Origin of the sequence: Caballeronia calidae (assembly GCF_900044055.2) — a bacterium.
Classification (GTDB): domain Bacteria; phylum Pseudomonadota; class Gammaproteobacteria; order Burkholderiales; family Burkholderiaceae; genus Caballeronia; species Caballeronia calidae.
In genome coordinates, this window is record NZ_FCOX02000030.1 from 67,610 (window position 1) to 83,311 (window position 15,702).

Annotated in this window: 14 protein-coding genes; 2 read left to right on the top strand and 12 right to left on the bottom strand. The window is 60.3% G+C overall.

Annotation, left to right across the window (positions count from 1 at the left end):
- Positions 1 to 25: 25 nt before the first annotated feature.
- The 4 genes from AWB78_RS24620 to AWB78_RS24635 form a co-directional block, all read right to left on the bottom strand.
- The gene (locus AWB78_RS24620; protein ID WP_062608600.1) at positions 26 to 907 is read right to left on the bottom strand and encodes a glycine betaine ABC transporter substrate-binding protein; all 882 of its coding nucleotides are present in this window, start codon (positions 905 to 907) and stop codon (positions 26 to 28) included.
- 54 nt (positions 908 to 961) lie between these two features.
- Complete coding sequence (locus AWB78_RS24625) at positions 962 to 1,852, bottom strand: ABC transporter permease (protein ID WP_062608601.1); 891 nt, start codon at positions 1,850 to 1,852, stop codon at positions 962 to 964.
- Positions 1,849 to 3,135 carry a quaternary amine ABC transporter ATP-binding protein gene (locus tag AWB78_RS24630; protein WP_062608602.1) on the bottom strand — a complete coding sequence of 429 codons (1,287 nt, stop codon included), beginning with the start codon at positions 3,133 to 3,135 and terminating at the stop codon, positions 1,849 to 1,851. The genes AWB78_RS24625 and AWB78_RS24630 overlap by 4 nt, the downstream gene beginning before the upstream one ends.
- Before the next feature lie 399 nt (positions 3,136 to 3,534).
- The gene (locus tag AWB78_RS24635; RefSeq protein ID WP_062608603.1) at positions 3,535 to 4,440 is read right to left on the bottom strand and encodes a LysR substrate-binding domain-containing protein; all 906 of its coding nucleotides are present in this window, start codon (positions 4,438 to 4,440) and stop codon (positions 3,535 to 3,537) included.
- A 539-nt stretch (positions 4,441 to 4,979) separates the two neighbouring features.
- Between AWB78_RS24635 and AWB78_RS24640 the strand changes: the two genes are divergently transcribed.
- The gene (locus AWB78_RS24640) at positions 4,980 to 6,341 is read left to right on the top strand and encodes an amino acid permease (protein ID WP_074173531.1); all 1,362 of its coding nucleotides are present in this window, start codon (positions 4,980 to 4,982) and stop codon (positions 6,339 to 6,341) included.
- 77 nt (positions 6,342 to 6,418) lie between these two features.
- Here the strand turns inward: AWB78_RS24640 and AWB78_RS24645 are convergent, their stop codons facing one another.
- The 7 genes from AWB78_RS24645 to AWB78_RS24670 all read right to left on the bottom strand — a co-directional run bounded on the left by AWB78_RS24645 (position 6,419) and on the right by AWB78_RS24670 (position 13,721).
- A complete protein-coding gene (locus AWB78_RS24645) occupies positions 6,419 to 7,327 on the bottom strand; it encodes a dihydrodipicolinate synthase family protein (RefSeq protein WP_062608605.1) in 909 nt (302 codons plus the stop codon).
- 86 nt (positions 7,328 to 7,413) lie between these two features.
- Positions 7,414 to 8,733 carry an NAD(P)/FAD-dependent oxidoreductase gene (locus tag AWB78_RS24650; protein ID WP_062608606.1) on the bottom strand — a complete coding sequence of 440 codons (1,320 nt, stop codon included), beginning with the start codon at positions 8,731 to 8,733 and terminating at the stop codon, positions 7,414 to 7,416.
- 131 nt (positions 8,734 to 8,864) lie between these two features.
- The gene (locus AWB78_RS24655; protein ID WP_062608607.1) at positions 8,865 to 9,185 is read right to left on the bottom strand and encodes a hypothetical protein; all 321 of its coding nucleotides are present in this window, start codon (positions 9,183 to 9,185) and stop codon (positions 8,865 to 8,867) included.
- Between the two features lie 6 nt (positions 9,186 to 9,191).
- Positions 9,192 to 9,377: a hypothetical protein gene (locus tag AWB78_RS46720; RefSeq protein ID WP_157697618.1), complete on the bottom strand. Its 186-nt coding sequence runs from the start codon at positions 9,375 to 9,377 to the stop codon at positions 9,192 to 9,194.
- 38 nt (positions 9,378 to 9,415) lie between these two features.
- Positions 9,416 to 10,777 carry an MFS transporter gene (locus tag AWB78_RS24660; RefSeq protein WP_062608608.1) on the bottom strand — a complete coding sequence of 454 codons (1,362 nt, stop codon included), beginning with the start codon at positions 10,775 to 10,777 and terminating at the stop codon, positions 9,416 to 9,418.
- Between the two features lie 450 nt (positions 10,778 to 11,227).
- A complete protein-coding gene (locus AWB78_RS24665; RefSeq protein ID WP_062608609.1) occupies positions 11,228 to 12,727 on the bottom strand; it encodes an aldehyde dehydrogenase in 1,500 nt (499 codons plus the stop codon).
- Between the two features lie 211 nt (positions 12,728 to 12,938).
- The gene (locus tag AWB78_RS24670; protein WP_232477852.1) at positions 12,939 to 13,721 is read right to left on the bottom strand and encodes a cytochrome c biogenesis CcdA family protein; all 783 of its coding nucleotides are present in this window, start codon (positions 13,719 to 13,721) and stop codon (positions 12,939 to 12,941) included.
- Positions 13,722 to 14,014: 293 nt separating this feature from the next.
- Between AWB78_RS24670 and AWB78_RS24675 the strand changes: the two genes are divergently transcribed.
- The gene (locus tag AWB78_RS24675) at positions 14,015 to 14,590 is read left to right on the top strand and encodes a thioredoxin family protein (protein ID WP_062608610.1); all 576 of its coding nucleotides are present in this window, start codon (positions 14,015 to 14,017) and stop codon (positions 14,588 to 14,590) included.
- A 58-nt stretch (positions 14,591 to 14,648) separates the two neighbouring features.
- Here the strand turns inward: AWB78_RS24675 and panS are convergent, their stop codons facing one another.
- Complete coding sequence (gene panS, locus AWB78_RS24680) at positions 14,649 to 15,608, bottom strand: ketopantoate/pantoate/pantothenate transporter PanS (protein ID WP_062608611.1); 960 nt, start codon at positions 15,606 to 15,608, stop codon at positions 14,649 to 14,651.
- Positions 15,609 to 15,702 lie beyond the last annotated feature (94 nt).

The following is a 15,702-nucleotide window of genomic DNA, read 5'->3' on the forward strand; positions in this document are numbered from 1 at the left end:
TCCGAAGGCGTTGCGATAACTTGCGTCACTGTTCCAGCCAGGCCTTCACCTTGTCCGGATGCGCGTCGACGAATTTCTTCGCGGCCGTGGCGTAGTCGTTGGTCGCATTGCCTTCGAACTCGATCGCTTCGACATCCGCGAGCGTCAGCTTCAAGTGCTTGAAGAAGACATCGGCACGCGGGAATTTCTTCGCGAACTGCTTCGATGCGAACGCATGGACCTGCTCTTCGCCGCCGAGCGTGCCCTTCGGGTCCTTCAGATAACGCATTTGCCATTTCTGGAACAGCCAGTGCGGGCTCCACACCGTGGCGACGATCCATTGCTTCGAACCCTGCGCACGCTGAATCGACGCGAGCATGCCGGCCTCGCTCGATGACTGCAGCTTGTAGCCCGACAGGTCATACGCCTTGATGGTCTTCTCCGACGCCTGCATGAGACCGCCGCCCGGCTCGATGCCCTGGATCACGCCATTGAGCTGCTTCTGCACCTCGGGCTTCTTCAGATCTTCGATCGACGAAAGCTGCGATTCGGGAACGTAGGTCGGCACGGCCCAGCCGTTCTTGCCGCCGGTATAGATGATGCCGACGTCGTCGAGATTGTCCTTGTAGCGCGCCACATACTGGCCATGCGTGACCGGAAGCCAGCCGCCGACCATGATGTCGAGATCGCCGCGCGCCACGCCCTGATACTGGATGCCGATATCCGCCTGAACGAACTGCACCGGCTGCTGGAGCTTGGTTTCGAGCACGTACTTCGCGACGTTGGCGACCGCGAGCACGTCGGCCCAGTTGGTCACGGCGACCTTGATCGGCTCGGCGGACATCGCCGGACTCGCGCCGACCCCGAACGCCACGATGGCCGGCGTCACGATTTTGACGATCAAGGATTTGATGAAGCTGTTTTTCATTTTGGACTCCGTATCTGACGATTCAGTATGAAATTAGGGGCGACGCTGTGTCTTTCAGGTTTGCGCAGTGTTTCCGGCCGGGGCGGATTTCGCCGGCGTGGAGATGACCTTCTTTTTCTTCTTCTTCGACTTCACGCCGAAGCTTTCCGTCAGACGGTCGAGAATGATCGCGAGCAGCACCACGCCGAGACCGCCTTCGAAACCGATGCCGATATCGAGGCGCTGAATGCCGCTCAGCACGTACTCGCCGAGACCACCCGCGCCGATCATCGATGCGACCACCACCATCGACAGCGCCATCATGATGGTCTGGTTCACGCCCGCCATGATGGACGGCAATGCGTTGGGCAACTGGATCTTCCACAGCAGTTGCGCATCCGTGCTGCCGAACGAGCGTCCCGCTTCGAGCAACTCCTCGCGCACTTGCCGGATGCCGAGCGTCGTCAGCCGCACGACGGGCGGCATCGCGAACACGATCGTGGCGATCACCGCGGGCACGCGGCCGAGACCGAACAGAATGACGGCGGGAATCAGGTACACGAACGCGGGCATCGTCTGCATGAAGTCGAGCAGCGATCGCAGGATCACTTCGACGCGCTTGTTACGCGCGCCCCAGATGCCGAGCGGCACGCCGATCACGAGACTGAAGAAGGTCGCCGCGACGACGAGCGCCAGCGTCGACACGGTTTGCGCCCAGAGCCCCATGTAATTGATCACGTAGAGCGCCGCGCCGACGAACACCGCGAACACGACACCCTTTCTCCACAGCGCGAGGGCCATGAGAATCACGAGCATCGCGATGAACGGCACCGCGCTCAGACCATCTTCGAGCAACTTGATGACCGCGCCGAGCCCCGCGGAGAATGCGTCGAAACCGCCGCGAAAATGCGAGAAAAGAAAGTTGACTACGTCTTCGGCGAACTTTCCAAAGATCGATGAATTCATGCTGCCCTCCGCTCCATGACCTGCTTGAGAATCGTGCGGCATGAGACCACGCCCGCGAGTCTGCCTTGTTCATCGGTGACCGGCACGTCGTGCTCCTGGCTGAGCGCGATGGCCGCGAGTTGATGCAGATCCGCGGTGAGCGGAACTGCTGCGACGTCGTGAAGCAACGCGTCCTTGATCGGCCGGCTGCCCGTCTTGTGCAGCGACGCGGGCGTCACGCAACCGTGATAGCGGCCCGTTTCATCGCAGACATAGCCGCACTCCGCGCCGCTGTCGATGAGGCTGTTCAGATAGCGCTCGGACGGTGCGCTCGTGTTGCACGCGATGAGTCCGCGCTCGACCTTCGTCATCAGGCTCGATGCTTCGAGGAAGCGCGACACGTCGACATTGCGGAAGAAGTCGCGCACGTAATCGTCGGCGGGCGACTGGATGAGTTCCGCCGGCGTGCCGACCTGAATCAGACGGCCGTCCTTCATGATGCCGATGCGCCCGCCGATCTTCACCGCTTCTTCGATATCGTGCGAGATGAAGACGATCGTGCGCTGCTCTTCCTTCTGCAAACGCAACAGCTCGTTCTGCATTTCGAAGCGGATGAGCGGATCGAGCGCGGAGAACGCCTCGTCCATCAACAGCACGGAAGGATTGACCGCCAGCGCGCGAGCCAGCCCGACGCGCTGCTGCATGCCGCCGGACAGCTCGCTTGGCAGCAGCTTCTCGTACGAAGCGAGACCGACGCGCGTCAACGCGGCGCGGGCCACTTCATAACGATCCGCTTTCTTCTTGCCCGCGACTTCGAGGCCATAAGCGATGTTGTCGATGACGGTGCGGTTCGGCAGCAGCGCGAAAGACTGGAACACCATCGCCATTTTTTCGCGGCGCACGGCACGCAGGTCGGGCGCGCTCATCGGCGCAATGTCGCGGCCTTCGAGAATCACCTGTCCGGAGGTCGGCTCGATCAGGCGATTGAGCAGACGCACGAGCGTCGATTTGCCCGAGCCGGAGAGGCCCATGATGACGAAGATTTCGCCTGCGTTCACGGCGAGGCTCACATCGTCGACGGCGACCATGTTGCCGGTCTGCGCGAAGATTTCGTTACGGCCGTGGCCTTGATTCAGAAGCTCCTGCGCGCGCTCCGGCTTAGCGCCGAAGATCTTCGAGAGGTTTTTGACCGTAAGGATTTCGGTCTGGGACGCCGCAACCGACTTGGCCGACGATGCGGTTCCCGACTGCGAGGGAACCTGATTCGTGACGTCGTTCGGTGCGAGAGTTAGGTTGGGAATCATCGGGTCATTCCACCTAGCAAGTGAGAAGGGATTTGGCGCTGCCGGAACATTCCGGCGTTCATTTGCGTTGAATGAAGCGTACATGGCTAATTCCGAACACCCACCGACATTTTCTGAGCACTTTTCGATACTTCTGGTAATGCAAGCGCACGTTGCAGAAAGTGTTTAAAAAAAGCGGAATGATGTGTTTCGGCCGCAGAGCCAGCGCTGGCGGGCCTTTGCGGGTGATGGGTTCGCGCGCTGACGATGTCTGCCGCGCGAGCCTTCAGGAGAGGCGCTAGGGAATGCACCTACGCGCGGTCGCCGGGGTGACTTTTTCTGATGGTAAACGCGCAGACGCCGCGAATAAATCGCGGCGTCGATGACATAAAGTTAGCCGTGCGAGACCGAAACCGGCATTCAGACACTGCCGATCAGCCAGTCGCGAAATGTCGCTTCGTCCTTCGTAAGCGCTTTGCCCCGCGGATGAACGAGATGATCATGGCGCCCGGTGACCAGTGCCATGTCCGGGATCGCGCATAGCTCGCCTATTCGAACCGGCGACGTCACAATGAAGTCCCAGCCAAGCCCGATGCCGAGCCCCAGACGCGCCGCCTCGTAGACCAGCCCGGTCTGATTGAAGGTCAGAAAGGGTGCTGGTGTGAAATCGTAAGAAAACTGTGCAAACCAGTCTCTCCAGTCCAGACAATCCCAATCGCTGGAGTCGAGATGGATCAGCGGAGACTGTGCGAGTTCGCTGACGTTTTCCGGAATCGACTCCGTATAGTGACTTGGGCTGTAGATGGGATAGACGATTTCAGGAAAAAGCTGAACCGTTTCGAGTGACTTCCATTCACCGTCGCCATACAGGATTCCAAACGCATAATCAGTGCAACGCTTTTCGTTGATGGAGTTGGTTGAACTGACATCGATCGAAATCTGAGGGTATTCGCGAGCGAAGGTCGCTAACCGCGGAAGCAGCCAGTAATGTGCAACCGCGTGAGTGCAGATCACCGAGATCGAACTGTTCCGGTCGTCGTGCCGGACGCGTGAGATGGTGTGCTGGATTCTTGAAAGAAGTGGTCGAAGGTCATCGAACAGCCGTTGACCTGACTCACTGAGACTGAGTGCGCGAGTATGCCGCTCGAAAAGCGAGCACCCAAGCAAGGTTTCCAGTGTGCGGATCTGCTTGCTCGCTGCGCTCTGTGTGATGGACAGCTCGTTTGCCGCCCTCGTGAAGCTGCCGAGACGAGCCACCGCCTCGAAACACATCAGTGTCTCCAGAGGCGGAAGCGTCGCCAGACGACGCGCGTTGAAGCTGCTCATCCAACCCTGTCCTTATAGAGCGGCGACGCCGGATCAGGCGTGTTTCGCCACCGACCAATTGTTTTGAATCACCGGGGAATAGCTCGGGACGCAATGCCTCGTGCACGCGGTCGCGTGAAGGCAAATGAGTGTCGCCATGCCGCAAGAAGCTCCCGAATAATGACGCTACACAGCTCGCCTGGACTAGGACGTTTTCGCCAATCTTCGTGAACAAGCTCGCCAGTGCGCGAGACGTTCGCGCCATAGACGATTTATTCCGCGTCGGAATGCACGAGTCGATAAATTCGCTTGTGACAGTGTTCCGTCGTCGATACGCTGATTCCCGCGTCGAATGCCGTCACGCCGTGCGTTCCAGCTGAGACCACCAGATAGAAGAACGACATGAGTCGTTGTGCACGCATCGATCGATAAGGAACCGCGAAAGACGGCAAAGGAAATCGAAGCAATAACGGAGACAGGCTATGACACCTACACCCGGCAGCGGTGTACGCAGCAATGCAGCGAGGGCAGCAACACAAGCGCGTGATTCCGGCAGTTCCATCGATAGTTCTCAGAGCGGAAGCAACCTCGGACACGGACTGCGGCAACGACATGTCGTCATGTTGTCGATCGGCGGCAGCATCGGTGCCGGCCTGTTCGTCGGCTCGGGACATGCCATTGCGGAGGCCGGACCGGCAGCCATTCTGGCGTATGTCTTCGCCAGCATTCTCGTGGTCCTCGTGATGCGCATGCTGGGCGAAATGGCGTGCGCCATGCCGGACTCGGGTTCTTTTTCGACGTATGCCTCGAAAGCCATCGGACCCTGGGCGGGCTTCACGATCGGATGGATGTACTGGTGGTTCTGGGTGCTGCTGGTTCCGCTGGAAGCTACCGCGGCCGCCAACATTCTGAATAGCTGGTTCCCTCAACTTGCAGTCTGGCAGTACTGCGTGCTCGTGACGGTGCTTCTTACCGCCACCAACCTCTTCAGCGTGAAGAATTACGGCGAACTCGAATTCTGGTTTGCGCTCATCAAGGTCGTGGCAATCAGTGCCTTCGTGATTCTCGGCATCATTGCGCTGGCGGGCGGCTTGCCGAATGTCCATCTCACGCCACTCGCGACCATGACCGGGCACGAAGGGTTTCTTCCTCGCGGATTCGCACCGGTCGTCGGCGCGTTGCTCACGACGATGTTCACCTTTCTCGGCACCGAAGTCGTCACGATAGCCGCGGCCGAATCCGAGAACCCGGCGAAAGAAATCGCGCATGCCATCACATCGGTCGTGTGGAGAATCTCGCTCTTCTATATCGGCTCGATCGCCATCATCATTTCGGTCGTACCGTGGAATGATCCCGCGCTGACAAGCATCGGCTCCTATCAGGCCGTGCTCGAAGTCTTTCATGTGCCGCATGCGAAGTTGATCATCGACACGCTGATTCTCGTGGCCGTCGCAAGCTGCCTGAATAGCGCGCTCTATACGGCATCGCGCATGTTGTTCTCGCTCGGCACGCGTGGACAGGCGCCCTCGCTAGTGACATCGACGACCCGGGCGGGCGTGCCTGCGAATGCAGTGCTGGCTTCCACCGTCGTCGCTTTCGCCGGATGTGCCGCGAACTACATTGCACCCAAGTATGTTTTCGACACGCTTCTGGCCACGACAGGCGCCATTGCATTGCTGGTGTATTTCATCATCGCGCTCAGTCAGATTCGCCTCCGCGCCCGGCTCGTTCGCGAGGGCTCTCTCAAGGTCCGCATGTGGGGTCATCCGTATCTTTCGATGGTCGCGATTCTTTTGATTGCGGGCGCATTCGTCGTGATGGTGAACGCTCCGGATCATCGGCAGGAAGTGGTTTTGACGCTCGGGTCGTCGGCGGTGCTCGCACTGATTGGCTGGCGTCTTCAGAAGCGGCGAGCAGGATAAGCGTCGTGAGTCACTCTGCGCCCGATCTATTCCGTCTGGAGATCCATGACGGATCTCGGGCGCAGAGCATTTCCTTCTTACTTGCCGGCGGTGACCGATTTCACTTCTTCCTTGAGCGCGGTCACGATCTGCTTCAACGCCTGCTTTTGCTCGTCGTCGAGCGGCTGCAACGGTGTGCGCAATCCGCCGGTACGCAGCCCGGCCAACTCGCATCCCTGCTTGATCGATTGAACGAACTTGCCCGCGTCCTCGAGGAAATCCATCAAAGGCATCATCGCGGACATGATGCGGCGGCCCTTGTCGAAATCCTTCTCGACCACGCATGCTTCATACAGCGCGATATGTTCCTCGGGCAGGAAGTTGGAGCCCGCGCATACCCAGCTGCGAGCACCCCACGCAAAGAACTCGAGCGCCTGATCGTCCCAGCCGCAAGAGAGATTGATACTCGGAAAGTGCCGCGCGAGCATGTGCAGCTGACCCGTGCTGCCCGAGCTCTCCTTGATGGCGACGAAGTTCTTCGACTTCGCAACGACCGTTTCGAAGAACGTTCGTCCCATCAGCGCATTCGTGCGACCGGGATAGTTATAGAGCATCGCTGGCAGGCCCGCTGCCTGATCCACCGCGAGCGCATGGATGGCGTTCTCTTCCTCGGTCGGCAACGCGTACGGAGGCGAGCTGACGAGGATCGCGTCGGCTCCTATCGACTTCGCCGCCTTTGCGTACTCGACCGAATCCTCAGTGCGAATCGCGCCCGTTCCGACAATGAGCGGCACCCGCGAACCGATGATTTTTTTGGCCAGCGATGCCAGATCGAATCGCTCCTGCGGCGTGTGCGAATAGTATTCGCCGGTGGAACCGCCAATGATGATGCCATGGACCTTCGACGCGATCAGATGCTCCATGACCTCGGCAAATGCTTCGTTATCGATGGAACCATCGCTCGACAAGGGCGTGATCGCGGGAGTGTAAATGCCTTCGAATTTCATGTTCCAGCCTCTGCTATAAAAAGGGACGAGTGATGATCTGCATGCTCTACAAACTGCTTCGCTACTGATGACTGAGAGAACCGCGCTTAACTCTCGAGACCGGCCATCTGCTGCCCCCACCATAGCGTTGCGTTCACGCCCAGTGAGAGAAATGGTTCCGGCGGAGCCGTCTTGGGTCCCGGCGACTTCAGCAAGTGCTCGACGAGCGCGTTGCTCTTTCCCGCGATCCAGTTGGCCAGAAGCGTTCCGGTCACGGTTCCTCTCGTGATACCCAGACCGTTACAACACAGCGCGCCATAGACGTTGGGGCCCAGCTGGCCAAAGAAGCCTTCGTGATTCTGCGAAAGCGCCAACGATCCGCTCCATGTGTAATCGAAGCCGACATCGGGCAGCATCGGAAACCTTCGCTGGAAGGACAATGCATGCCGCTTCGCCATCCGGGCCAGGTACTGTTGCTTTGGCCGGCCATCGGGATTGAAGCTGAAGCTGTTACGAATCAGAATTCGATTGTCATGCGTACGCCGCACCGTGCTGCCGAACGGGTCCGCCGGAATGACGCCCCAGAATTCCTTGCCGCCCAAAGCCTCCTGCTCTTGCGCCGACAAAGGTCGGGTGAGGCTCGCGTACAGGAAAACCGGCAGCATGGATCGTCTGAGGAAACCGAACCTCATGCCGAACGCGTTGTTGGCGAGTATGAGCTTGTCGGTGACGATCTGCCCTTGGGCATGTCCCAGCACGACCTTCTTGCCGTACTCCACTTCGGTAATTGGCGTGCGCTCGTACAGCGTGACGTTGGCAGGCAGACTGTCAGCAAGACCTTTGACCAGCGCGGACGGCTGCACGAGGATCGTTCCGGGCGTGTAGAGCGCGCGTTTGTAGAAGCGTGTGCCGATGTGCGCGGGCAAGTCACTGCCCTCGATCATCTCGTATTGCTGACCGAGCTTGTCGAGGCCACGGCGATAGGCATCGAGCACGGCGACGCCGCGGCTTTCGACTGCGGCCTGATACTTCCCGGAGGCTCGCATCGCACAGTCGATACCGTGCTCTTCGACGATATTGCGAAGTATCGACTGCCCCAGCAGATTGAGCTGGAGCGTCGTCCTCGCCGTCTCGATGTCTCCGATATAGTCGTCCGCGCCGATATCGTGCGGAAGATCGATGGCGAAGCCTGCATTTCGCCCGGCAGTACCAAAACCCACCTCCTGCGCTTCCACCAGGACGATCTCTTGATCGGGGAAATTCAGCGCGAGCTGCCGGGCAGCGGCCAGGCCGGTATATCCGGCACCGACTACCGTCCATCGAGCGTTCTTTTTCCCTGAGTGCGACGGCCGGGGTGTGCGGGGACCGCTAAGGTGATACCAGCCACACGCGGAATCATCCGCAGGCGTTGAAGTGACCTTCTGCATTCTCGATTCCAAGGGTTGATTCCGGTCCGCACGACTTCGATTCGGGCCGGCATGAGAAACGGCTTATGCACAGCGCCATCGGGCATTCGAGCGAACGTTCAGACGATCGACGTCCGCACCGAACTGGCGTTTCAAAAACTGAGAGTCTGTTTTGAATCCCTTCCGCCGAACGGATCGCGCGCCTCAGGAGTCCGGGAAGCGAACATCGGTTCAGAAAACATTTCGTGCTCTTGTACTATTTTTAACGCATCTCCAACGGCAAACCTTGTCTCCAGAATCGGCTCGTCGAAGGCTAATTTTTTTCCCGAGAAGCGGCGTTGCTGTTTCGAGAAGTATCTTGGACACAACGATATCGAAATGGGCTCTACGTCACCAACGATATTTTGTTGGGGCGTAGCGCGACTTTTCGTTATGAAAGCGATGATGGCGCCGCACCCGCCGACGCCATCCATACAGCATTACATTCCGTTCGAGCTCACTTCGTCTTCGAACGGAAAGTGCCGGTCCATCCAGTCGTAGTGCCTGCCGGCTTCCGCCCAGGGCCAGTTGCGGCTGGTCTCGCCAGCGTTGACGGTCTGTTCAGTGCCGCGGTCGCGCCCGGAAGAAGCCTGACCCTTCATATCGATACAGTGTTCGCGTTGCAATTGCCTCTCCTTTAATGAATCGAGCCATGTGCGAGCTGCTAATGAGTAAAACCGGCCGCCGTCTCCGAGAGGCTCTTGCCTTTGGTCTCGGGCGCGAGCCACTGTGACAATGCCGCGCCCAGACCCGCAATGCCGGCAGCGATCAGCATGGTCCCCGAGGGACCGATGTGGGTCATCGACCAGGGCAGAAGGAACGTGCCCAGACCCGCTCCGACCCGGCTGACGGCAGCCGCGAAGCCTGTTCCGATGCAGCGCACCTCGGTAGGGAAAACCTCTCCGGGATAGATGCCGGTCAACGTGTTGTATCCGGCGTTGAAAAAGGAGAAGACGAGGAACAGCACGAGCACTGCCGCCGGCGGCGCGCCGGTCCACAGACCGATCATCGCGAGGACGACGGTGCACAGCCATTGCGGCGGCACGGTCAGCGTGCGGCGGCCGAGCTTTTCGATCAACAGAACCGTCACGACGACGCCAGCCAAAGCAACCGCGGAGAGACCGATCCCGCCGGCGAGCCCGCCCCCGAGGCCGTATTTCTGAAGCACGCTGTCTGCGAATGTGCCGATCGCGAAGTACGGCGTCACGGCGCAGAACCAGAACATCGACATGAACAGCGTCGCTCGCCAGTATTGCGGCGAGAAGAGCATCCCGAACTTCACACCGGTGACGGCGGTGCATTCGCGCTCGACGTCGGCTGCGTCCGCGGCGCTCTCCATGTACCGGCGGGCAATCGCGCGTGCCTCGCCGGCGCGCTTCTGGTTCCACAGCCAGCGCGGCGACTCGGGCAGTCCGAAGCGGGCAACAAACAGGATCGCCGCGATGAATGAGCTCGTGCCCAGGATGAACCGCCAGCCCAGGTGGGTCGATTCGTTCAGCCAGAAACCGACAGCGAAGGCGATCATGAATCCGGCATACCAGGCAATCTGAGTCAAACCCATCATCCGTCCTCGCAGGCGCGAGGGTGCGAATTCCGACATGAGCGGCCAGCCAACGGAATATTCAGCGCCGATCGCGACGCCCATCATGAGGCGCACGATGAACAGCTCCAGCGGGGAGCTGACGAAGAATTGCATCGCGGAAGAGATGAGGAAGAGACCCATGTCCGCCATGAAAAGCGGTTTGCGGCCGTACTTGTCGGCGGCCCAGCCGCCCAGTGGAGAACCGAACAGGATGCCGAACAATGCGCCGGCGGCGATCAGACCTTCCCAGAACGTCGAGACGCCGAGTTCGGCGGTTAGCCTGGCACTCACGGGGCCGACTATCCCAAGGATATAGCCGTCGAGAAACATCCCGCCTGTAAGGACGAAAATCATCCTCATCATGAAGCGTCGTTTGAACGCCAGGGATGTCTCGGCCTCGGCGATATCGCCAAAGCTCGTGAGAGTATTGTTCTGCAATGACATAGTAGCTCCTCCTGTTTTCATTCAGCCGGCATCTGTGGGATGCCCGGCTCGTGCGCTCGTGCTGCAGCGCCGAATGGTCTCTACGCGAGTCCCTTATTCCCGCGCGATCGTTGCGGCAAGGCGATGGGCTCTATTTATTTGATACGCGCGAAGCATAGGTGCACGACATCTAATGACATCGGACCTTCATCGAGTTAAATCCGGTATGCAGAAGTTATCGACTCGATAAGACGAGTCGAATCGTGTCGCGATCACATGTCGCACGAACGGCAGGGTTTCGTTGTCAACTGATTGCGATGCAGCGCTTTGGAACTGCATCGCTTGTCGATGATCGGACGGGACTTTCCGTCCCGTACCGCTATTTGAAGTCAGACAGGCATCTGTCGGCTAGAACGTTTCCGACGTATCGACGGAATGCCGCCTGATGCGCAGGCCAGTGCACCCACGCACTTACGCTTCATCCGTTTCGTCATCGTTCAGATCGAGCCAGATGGTCTTGAGCTGCGTGTACTGGTCGTGTGCATGCAGAGAGTTATCGCGACCGCCGAAGCCCGATTGCTTATAGCCGCCGAACGGGGTCGTAATGTCGCCCTCACCGAAGGAGTTCACCGTCACGGTGCCTGCGCGAATGGCACGCGCGGCACGCAATGCCCGCTTGCCATTGCCGGCGAACACGGACGCGCACAGGCCATATTCGGTGTCGTTCGCGACGTCGATGGCTTCCTTCAAGCTATCCACCGTGATCACCGACAGGATCGGCCCGAAGATTTCCTCGCGCGCGAGCTTCGCGTCGTTGCTCGCAACGTCGACGATGGTCGGATGCACATAGCGCCCTTCACTCGTCTGACCGCCGAAAAGCACATTGTTATCGTCAGAGAGATAGGACTGAACCTTCTCGTAGTGCGACTTCGAAACCAGCGGCCCGACCCGGTTAGCGGGATCGAGCGGGTCGCCCACGCGCCATTGCGCGGCGAGCGTCACCATCTTGTCGAGCAGCGCAGCCTTGATGTCGCGATGCACGATCAACCTTGTAATCGCCGAGCAGTTCTCGCCCATGTTCCAGAGCGCGCCATTGACGACATGCTCCGCCACGGCATCGAGATTCGTTACGTCGGGCATCACGATGCAGGGGTTTTTCCCGCCCATCTCGAGCACGACTTCCTTCAGATTGCTTTCCGATGAGTAGGAAAGGAATCGCCGCCCGGTAGCAGTCGAGCCGGTGAACGACACCATGTCGATGTCGGGATGGCGGCCGATCGACTCGCCCACCGACCGGCCGCTGCCGGTCACGACATTGAACACGCCGGCAGGAATGCCTGCTTCGAGCGCGAGTTCGGCGACGCGCATCGTAGTCAGCGAGGTTTCGACGGCGGGCTTCACGACGAGGGAGCAACCTGCCGCGAGAGACGGGCCGATTTTCCATGCCAGCATCAGCAGCGGGAAATTCCACGGCAACACCAGACCCACGACGCCGACCGGTTCACGCACGATCATCGAGATGTGATTGTCCGATGCCGGAGAGACCTGGTCGTAGATCTTGTCGATTGCCTCGGCATGCCAGCGCAGCACATTGACCGTTTCGGGAACATCGACCGTCTGACAGTCGAAAATGGTCTTGCCCGCATCGAGACTTTCCATCACCGACAACTCGAGCGTGCTTTTCTCGATGAGATCCGCGAGACGGAGAATGGCGTGCTTGCGTTCAGCGGGGTGCAGCTTCGACCAGCGGCCGTCGTTGAATGCAGTGCGCGCGCTTGCGACAGCCAGATCGACATCGGCCTTGGAACAGGCCGGCAGGTCCGCGAGGCGCTCGCCGGTGGCGGGATTGGTGGTCGTGAACGTTTCGCCCGACAGCGCACCGCAGAGCTTGCCGTCGATGATCGCAGAAGTCGGCAGTTTCAGGTCGTGGGCGATCCGGTGATACTCGCTCGCGGACAGAAAATCGGTCATACGGTCTCCATTGATATAAGTATTCGACACCAGCCCGACAACACGGCCGTTCTCGAAGTCAGAAATAAATCGACACGTTCACACTTTTCCAGGCGAGGCATCGCGTCACAAACGATATCGAACTGCAAATACTGTCGCCAACGATATTTTCTTGGACGAAACCAGTACTTTTGGTTATGGACGAGCTCCGACTCGGCGGCTGACGATGCGATTACAACTGCTGCGGACGGACGATATGCGCGCCCTGCCGTTCTTCGCGCGCAGCCTGCGTCTGTTTCAGCACACCGACGAGCCGGCTTTCGATGCCGTTCGTCGGCGCACTTGGCACGTAGGCGAGGATGCGGGTGTCGAGACCTGTCGCGATCGCGGCCACGGTCAGCACGATGAGCGCGCCCATCGCGCGGCGCAGATGCTCGCCCACGCCGAGCGAACGCTTGAGCCTATCCAGCGCGCGCTTGCCGAGACTCGACGCCACCGCAAGCGAACTCGCGGCCCCCGCGGCATACGCGGCGAGCGCTGCTGCCGTGTGCCAGCTCGCGCCATGCAAGGCCGCGCCCGTGAGAATCACGCCGAGGATCGGGCCAGCGCACGGCGCCCACAGGAGACCGGTCGCCGCGCCGAGCAGCATCGATGAGGCGATGCGGCGCGTCGTGCCCTGCGCCTGCGAATGCGCGACGAAGCGATCCGCGAGCGCCGACAACGGACGCGTGAAGCGCTCGGCGATCGACGGAAACAGCAGCGCCGCGCCGAAGAGCGCGAGCGTGGCGAGCGCGATCCAGCGCCCGTACTGGCTCAATTGCGCGGCACCCGCGAGACCGGCGACACCGATGCCGGTCACGAGCGCGAACGTGCCTGCGAGTCCGGCGAGAAGCGGCAGCCGATCGGTGACGAAAGCCTTGTCCGAACGCGCGAACACGAACGGCACGACCGGCAGGATGCAGGGACTCAGCACGGTGAACACGCCGCCGAGAAATGCGATGACGATGAGTGACATGAGATGGGTCTTCCATGGAATGCGGTTGGACGAGCCGGCAACGGATGCCGGGGCGATGTGCGTATTGCAGCGCGTTCGTGTATCGCAGAAATTTCCGGAACGGCGCCGCGTGCAACGCCGTGTATCGGCTCTGCCGGCGGATACATGGCGATACGAACGGCCGGCTTTGTATCGCCGTGTATCTGGCGCGCGTGCCGATACAGAGCGATTCACATTGGGCCCAAGCGGGACACGCGCGCGATACATCCGCGCGTTTCAATACGCTCCAACGTCGACTCAAAGGAGAACCCGTCATGTTCGATCGACTCAAGATCGCCGCCGTCGTCACCGCGATGGTTGCAGCGTCAGGCGCCGTTGCGGGGCTTGCGGCTTTTACATCAGCCGGGAATGTGTCCAGTGCCGCTACGGCGCAGCAGAGCGGCATGCAGGCGCCGGATTTCGCGGGCATCGATAACTGGATCAACAGCGCGCCGCTGGATCTCGAGCAGTTGCGCGGCAAGGTCGTGCTCGTCGATTTCTGGACGTTCGATTGCATCAACTGCGCGCATACGCTGCCGCATGTGAAGGACTGGTATGCGCGCTATCGCGACAAGGGACTCGTGGTCGTCGGCGTGCATACGCCCGAGTACGCGTTCGAACGGGATATCGGCAATCTGAAGAAGGCGGTCGCGAAATACGGAATCGAATATCCGGTCGCGCAGGACAATCGATACGCGACGTGGAACGCGTACAACAATCAATACTGGCCCGCGTTCTATCTCATCGATCAGAACGGGAAGATCGTGTATAGCCACTTCGGCGAAGGGCGATATGCGCAGACGGAGGAAGCGATTCGCGGCCTGCTCGGCTTAAGTGGAACGCAGCGTTGAAAAAAAAAGCGCGCCCGCGGTGGGCGCGCCTTTGCGTTCGATTGCTCGATGCGACCGCTCAGCCTTGCCGCACGACAGCGCCGTGCGCGTCGGCGTCGCGCGTCGAGCCTTTCGCCGGGCGTCCCGCCCAGTAGCCCGCGAGCATCGATCCCGACAGGTTGTGCCACACCGAGAACAGCGCGCCCGGCAACGCGGCGATCGGCGTGAAGTACAGCTTGCCGAGCGTCGCGGCGAGGCCCGAATTCTGCATGCCGACTTCGATCGCGAGGGTGCGGCACACGGCTTCATCGAAGCCGAGCAGACGCCCGCCCCAGTATCCGCCCAGCAAGCCGATGCCGTTATGCAGCACCACGCCGATCGCGACGACCATGCCGACGGACGCGATGCTCTTCTGCGTGCCGCCCACGACCGCCGCGATGATCAGCAGGATCGACACCATCGACACGAGCGGCAGCGCCCATTCGACCTTGCGCACGAGCTTGCCGAAGAAATGATTCACGACGAGGCCGATCACGATCGGCAGCGCGACGATCTGCACGATGCTCATCAGCATGCCGTGCACATCGACGGCGATCGACGCATCCACATAAAGGCGCGTGAGCAGTGGCGTCGCGAACACGCCGACGAGCGTCGACAGCGCGCTGATCGTCACGGACAGCGCGACGTCGCCACGCGCGAGATAGATCATCACGTTCGACGCCGTGCCGCTCGCGACGCTGCCGACGAGCACCATGCCCGCCATCAGATCGGGCGGCATGCGCAATGCCTTCGCGATGACCCATGCGGCGAGCGGCATCACGAGGTAATGCAGGACGATGCCCGCGACTACGGGCGCGGGCCGCGTGAAGACGCGCCGGAAATCGTCGATGGAGAGCGTGACGCCCATCGACAGCATGATGATCGTGAGAAGCGTCGTGACGTGCGGCGCGATGCACGTCACGGATGAGGGCGCGCAATAGGCGGCGACGGAGGCCAGTACGGCCCAGAGCGGGAATAAGCGGGTGATGCGGGCAAGCATGAAAGGCAATCCTCGAATGTCGTAGCGTGTCGTGTGTTTCAGCGAAAGCGGCGGCGCGGGATGACCGGACGGTCGCGGACGACTGAAGCTTGCC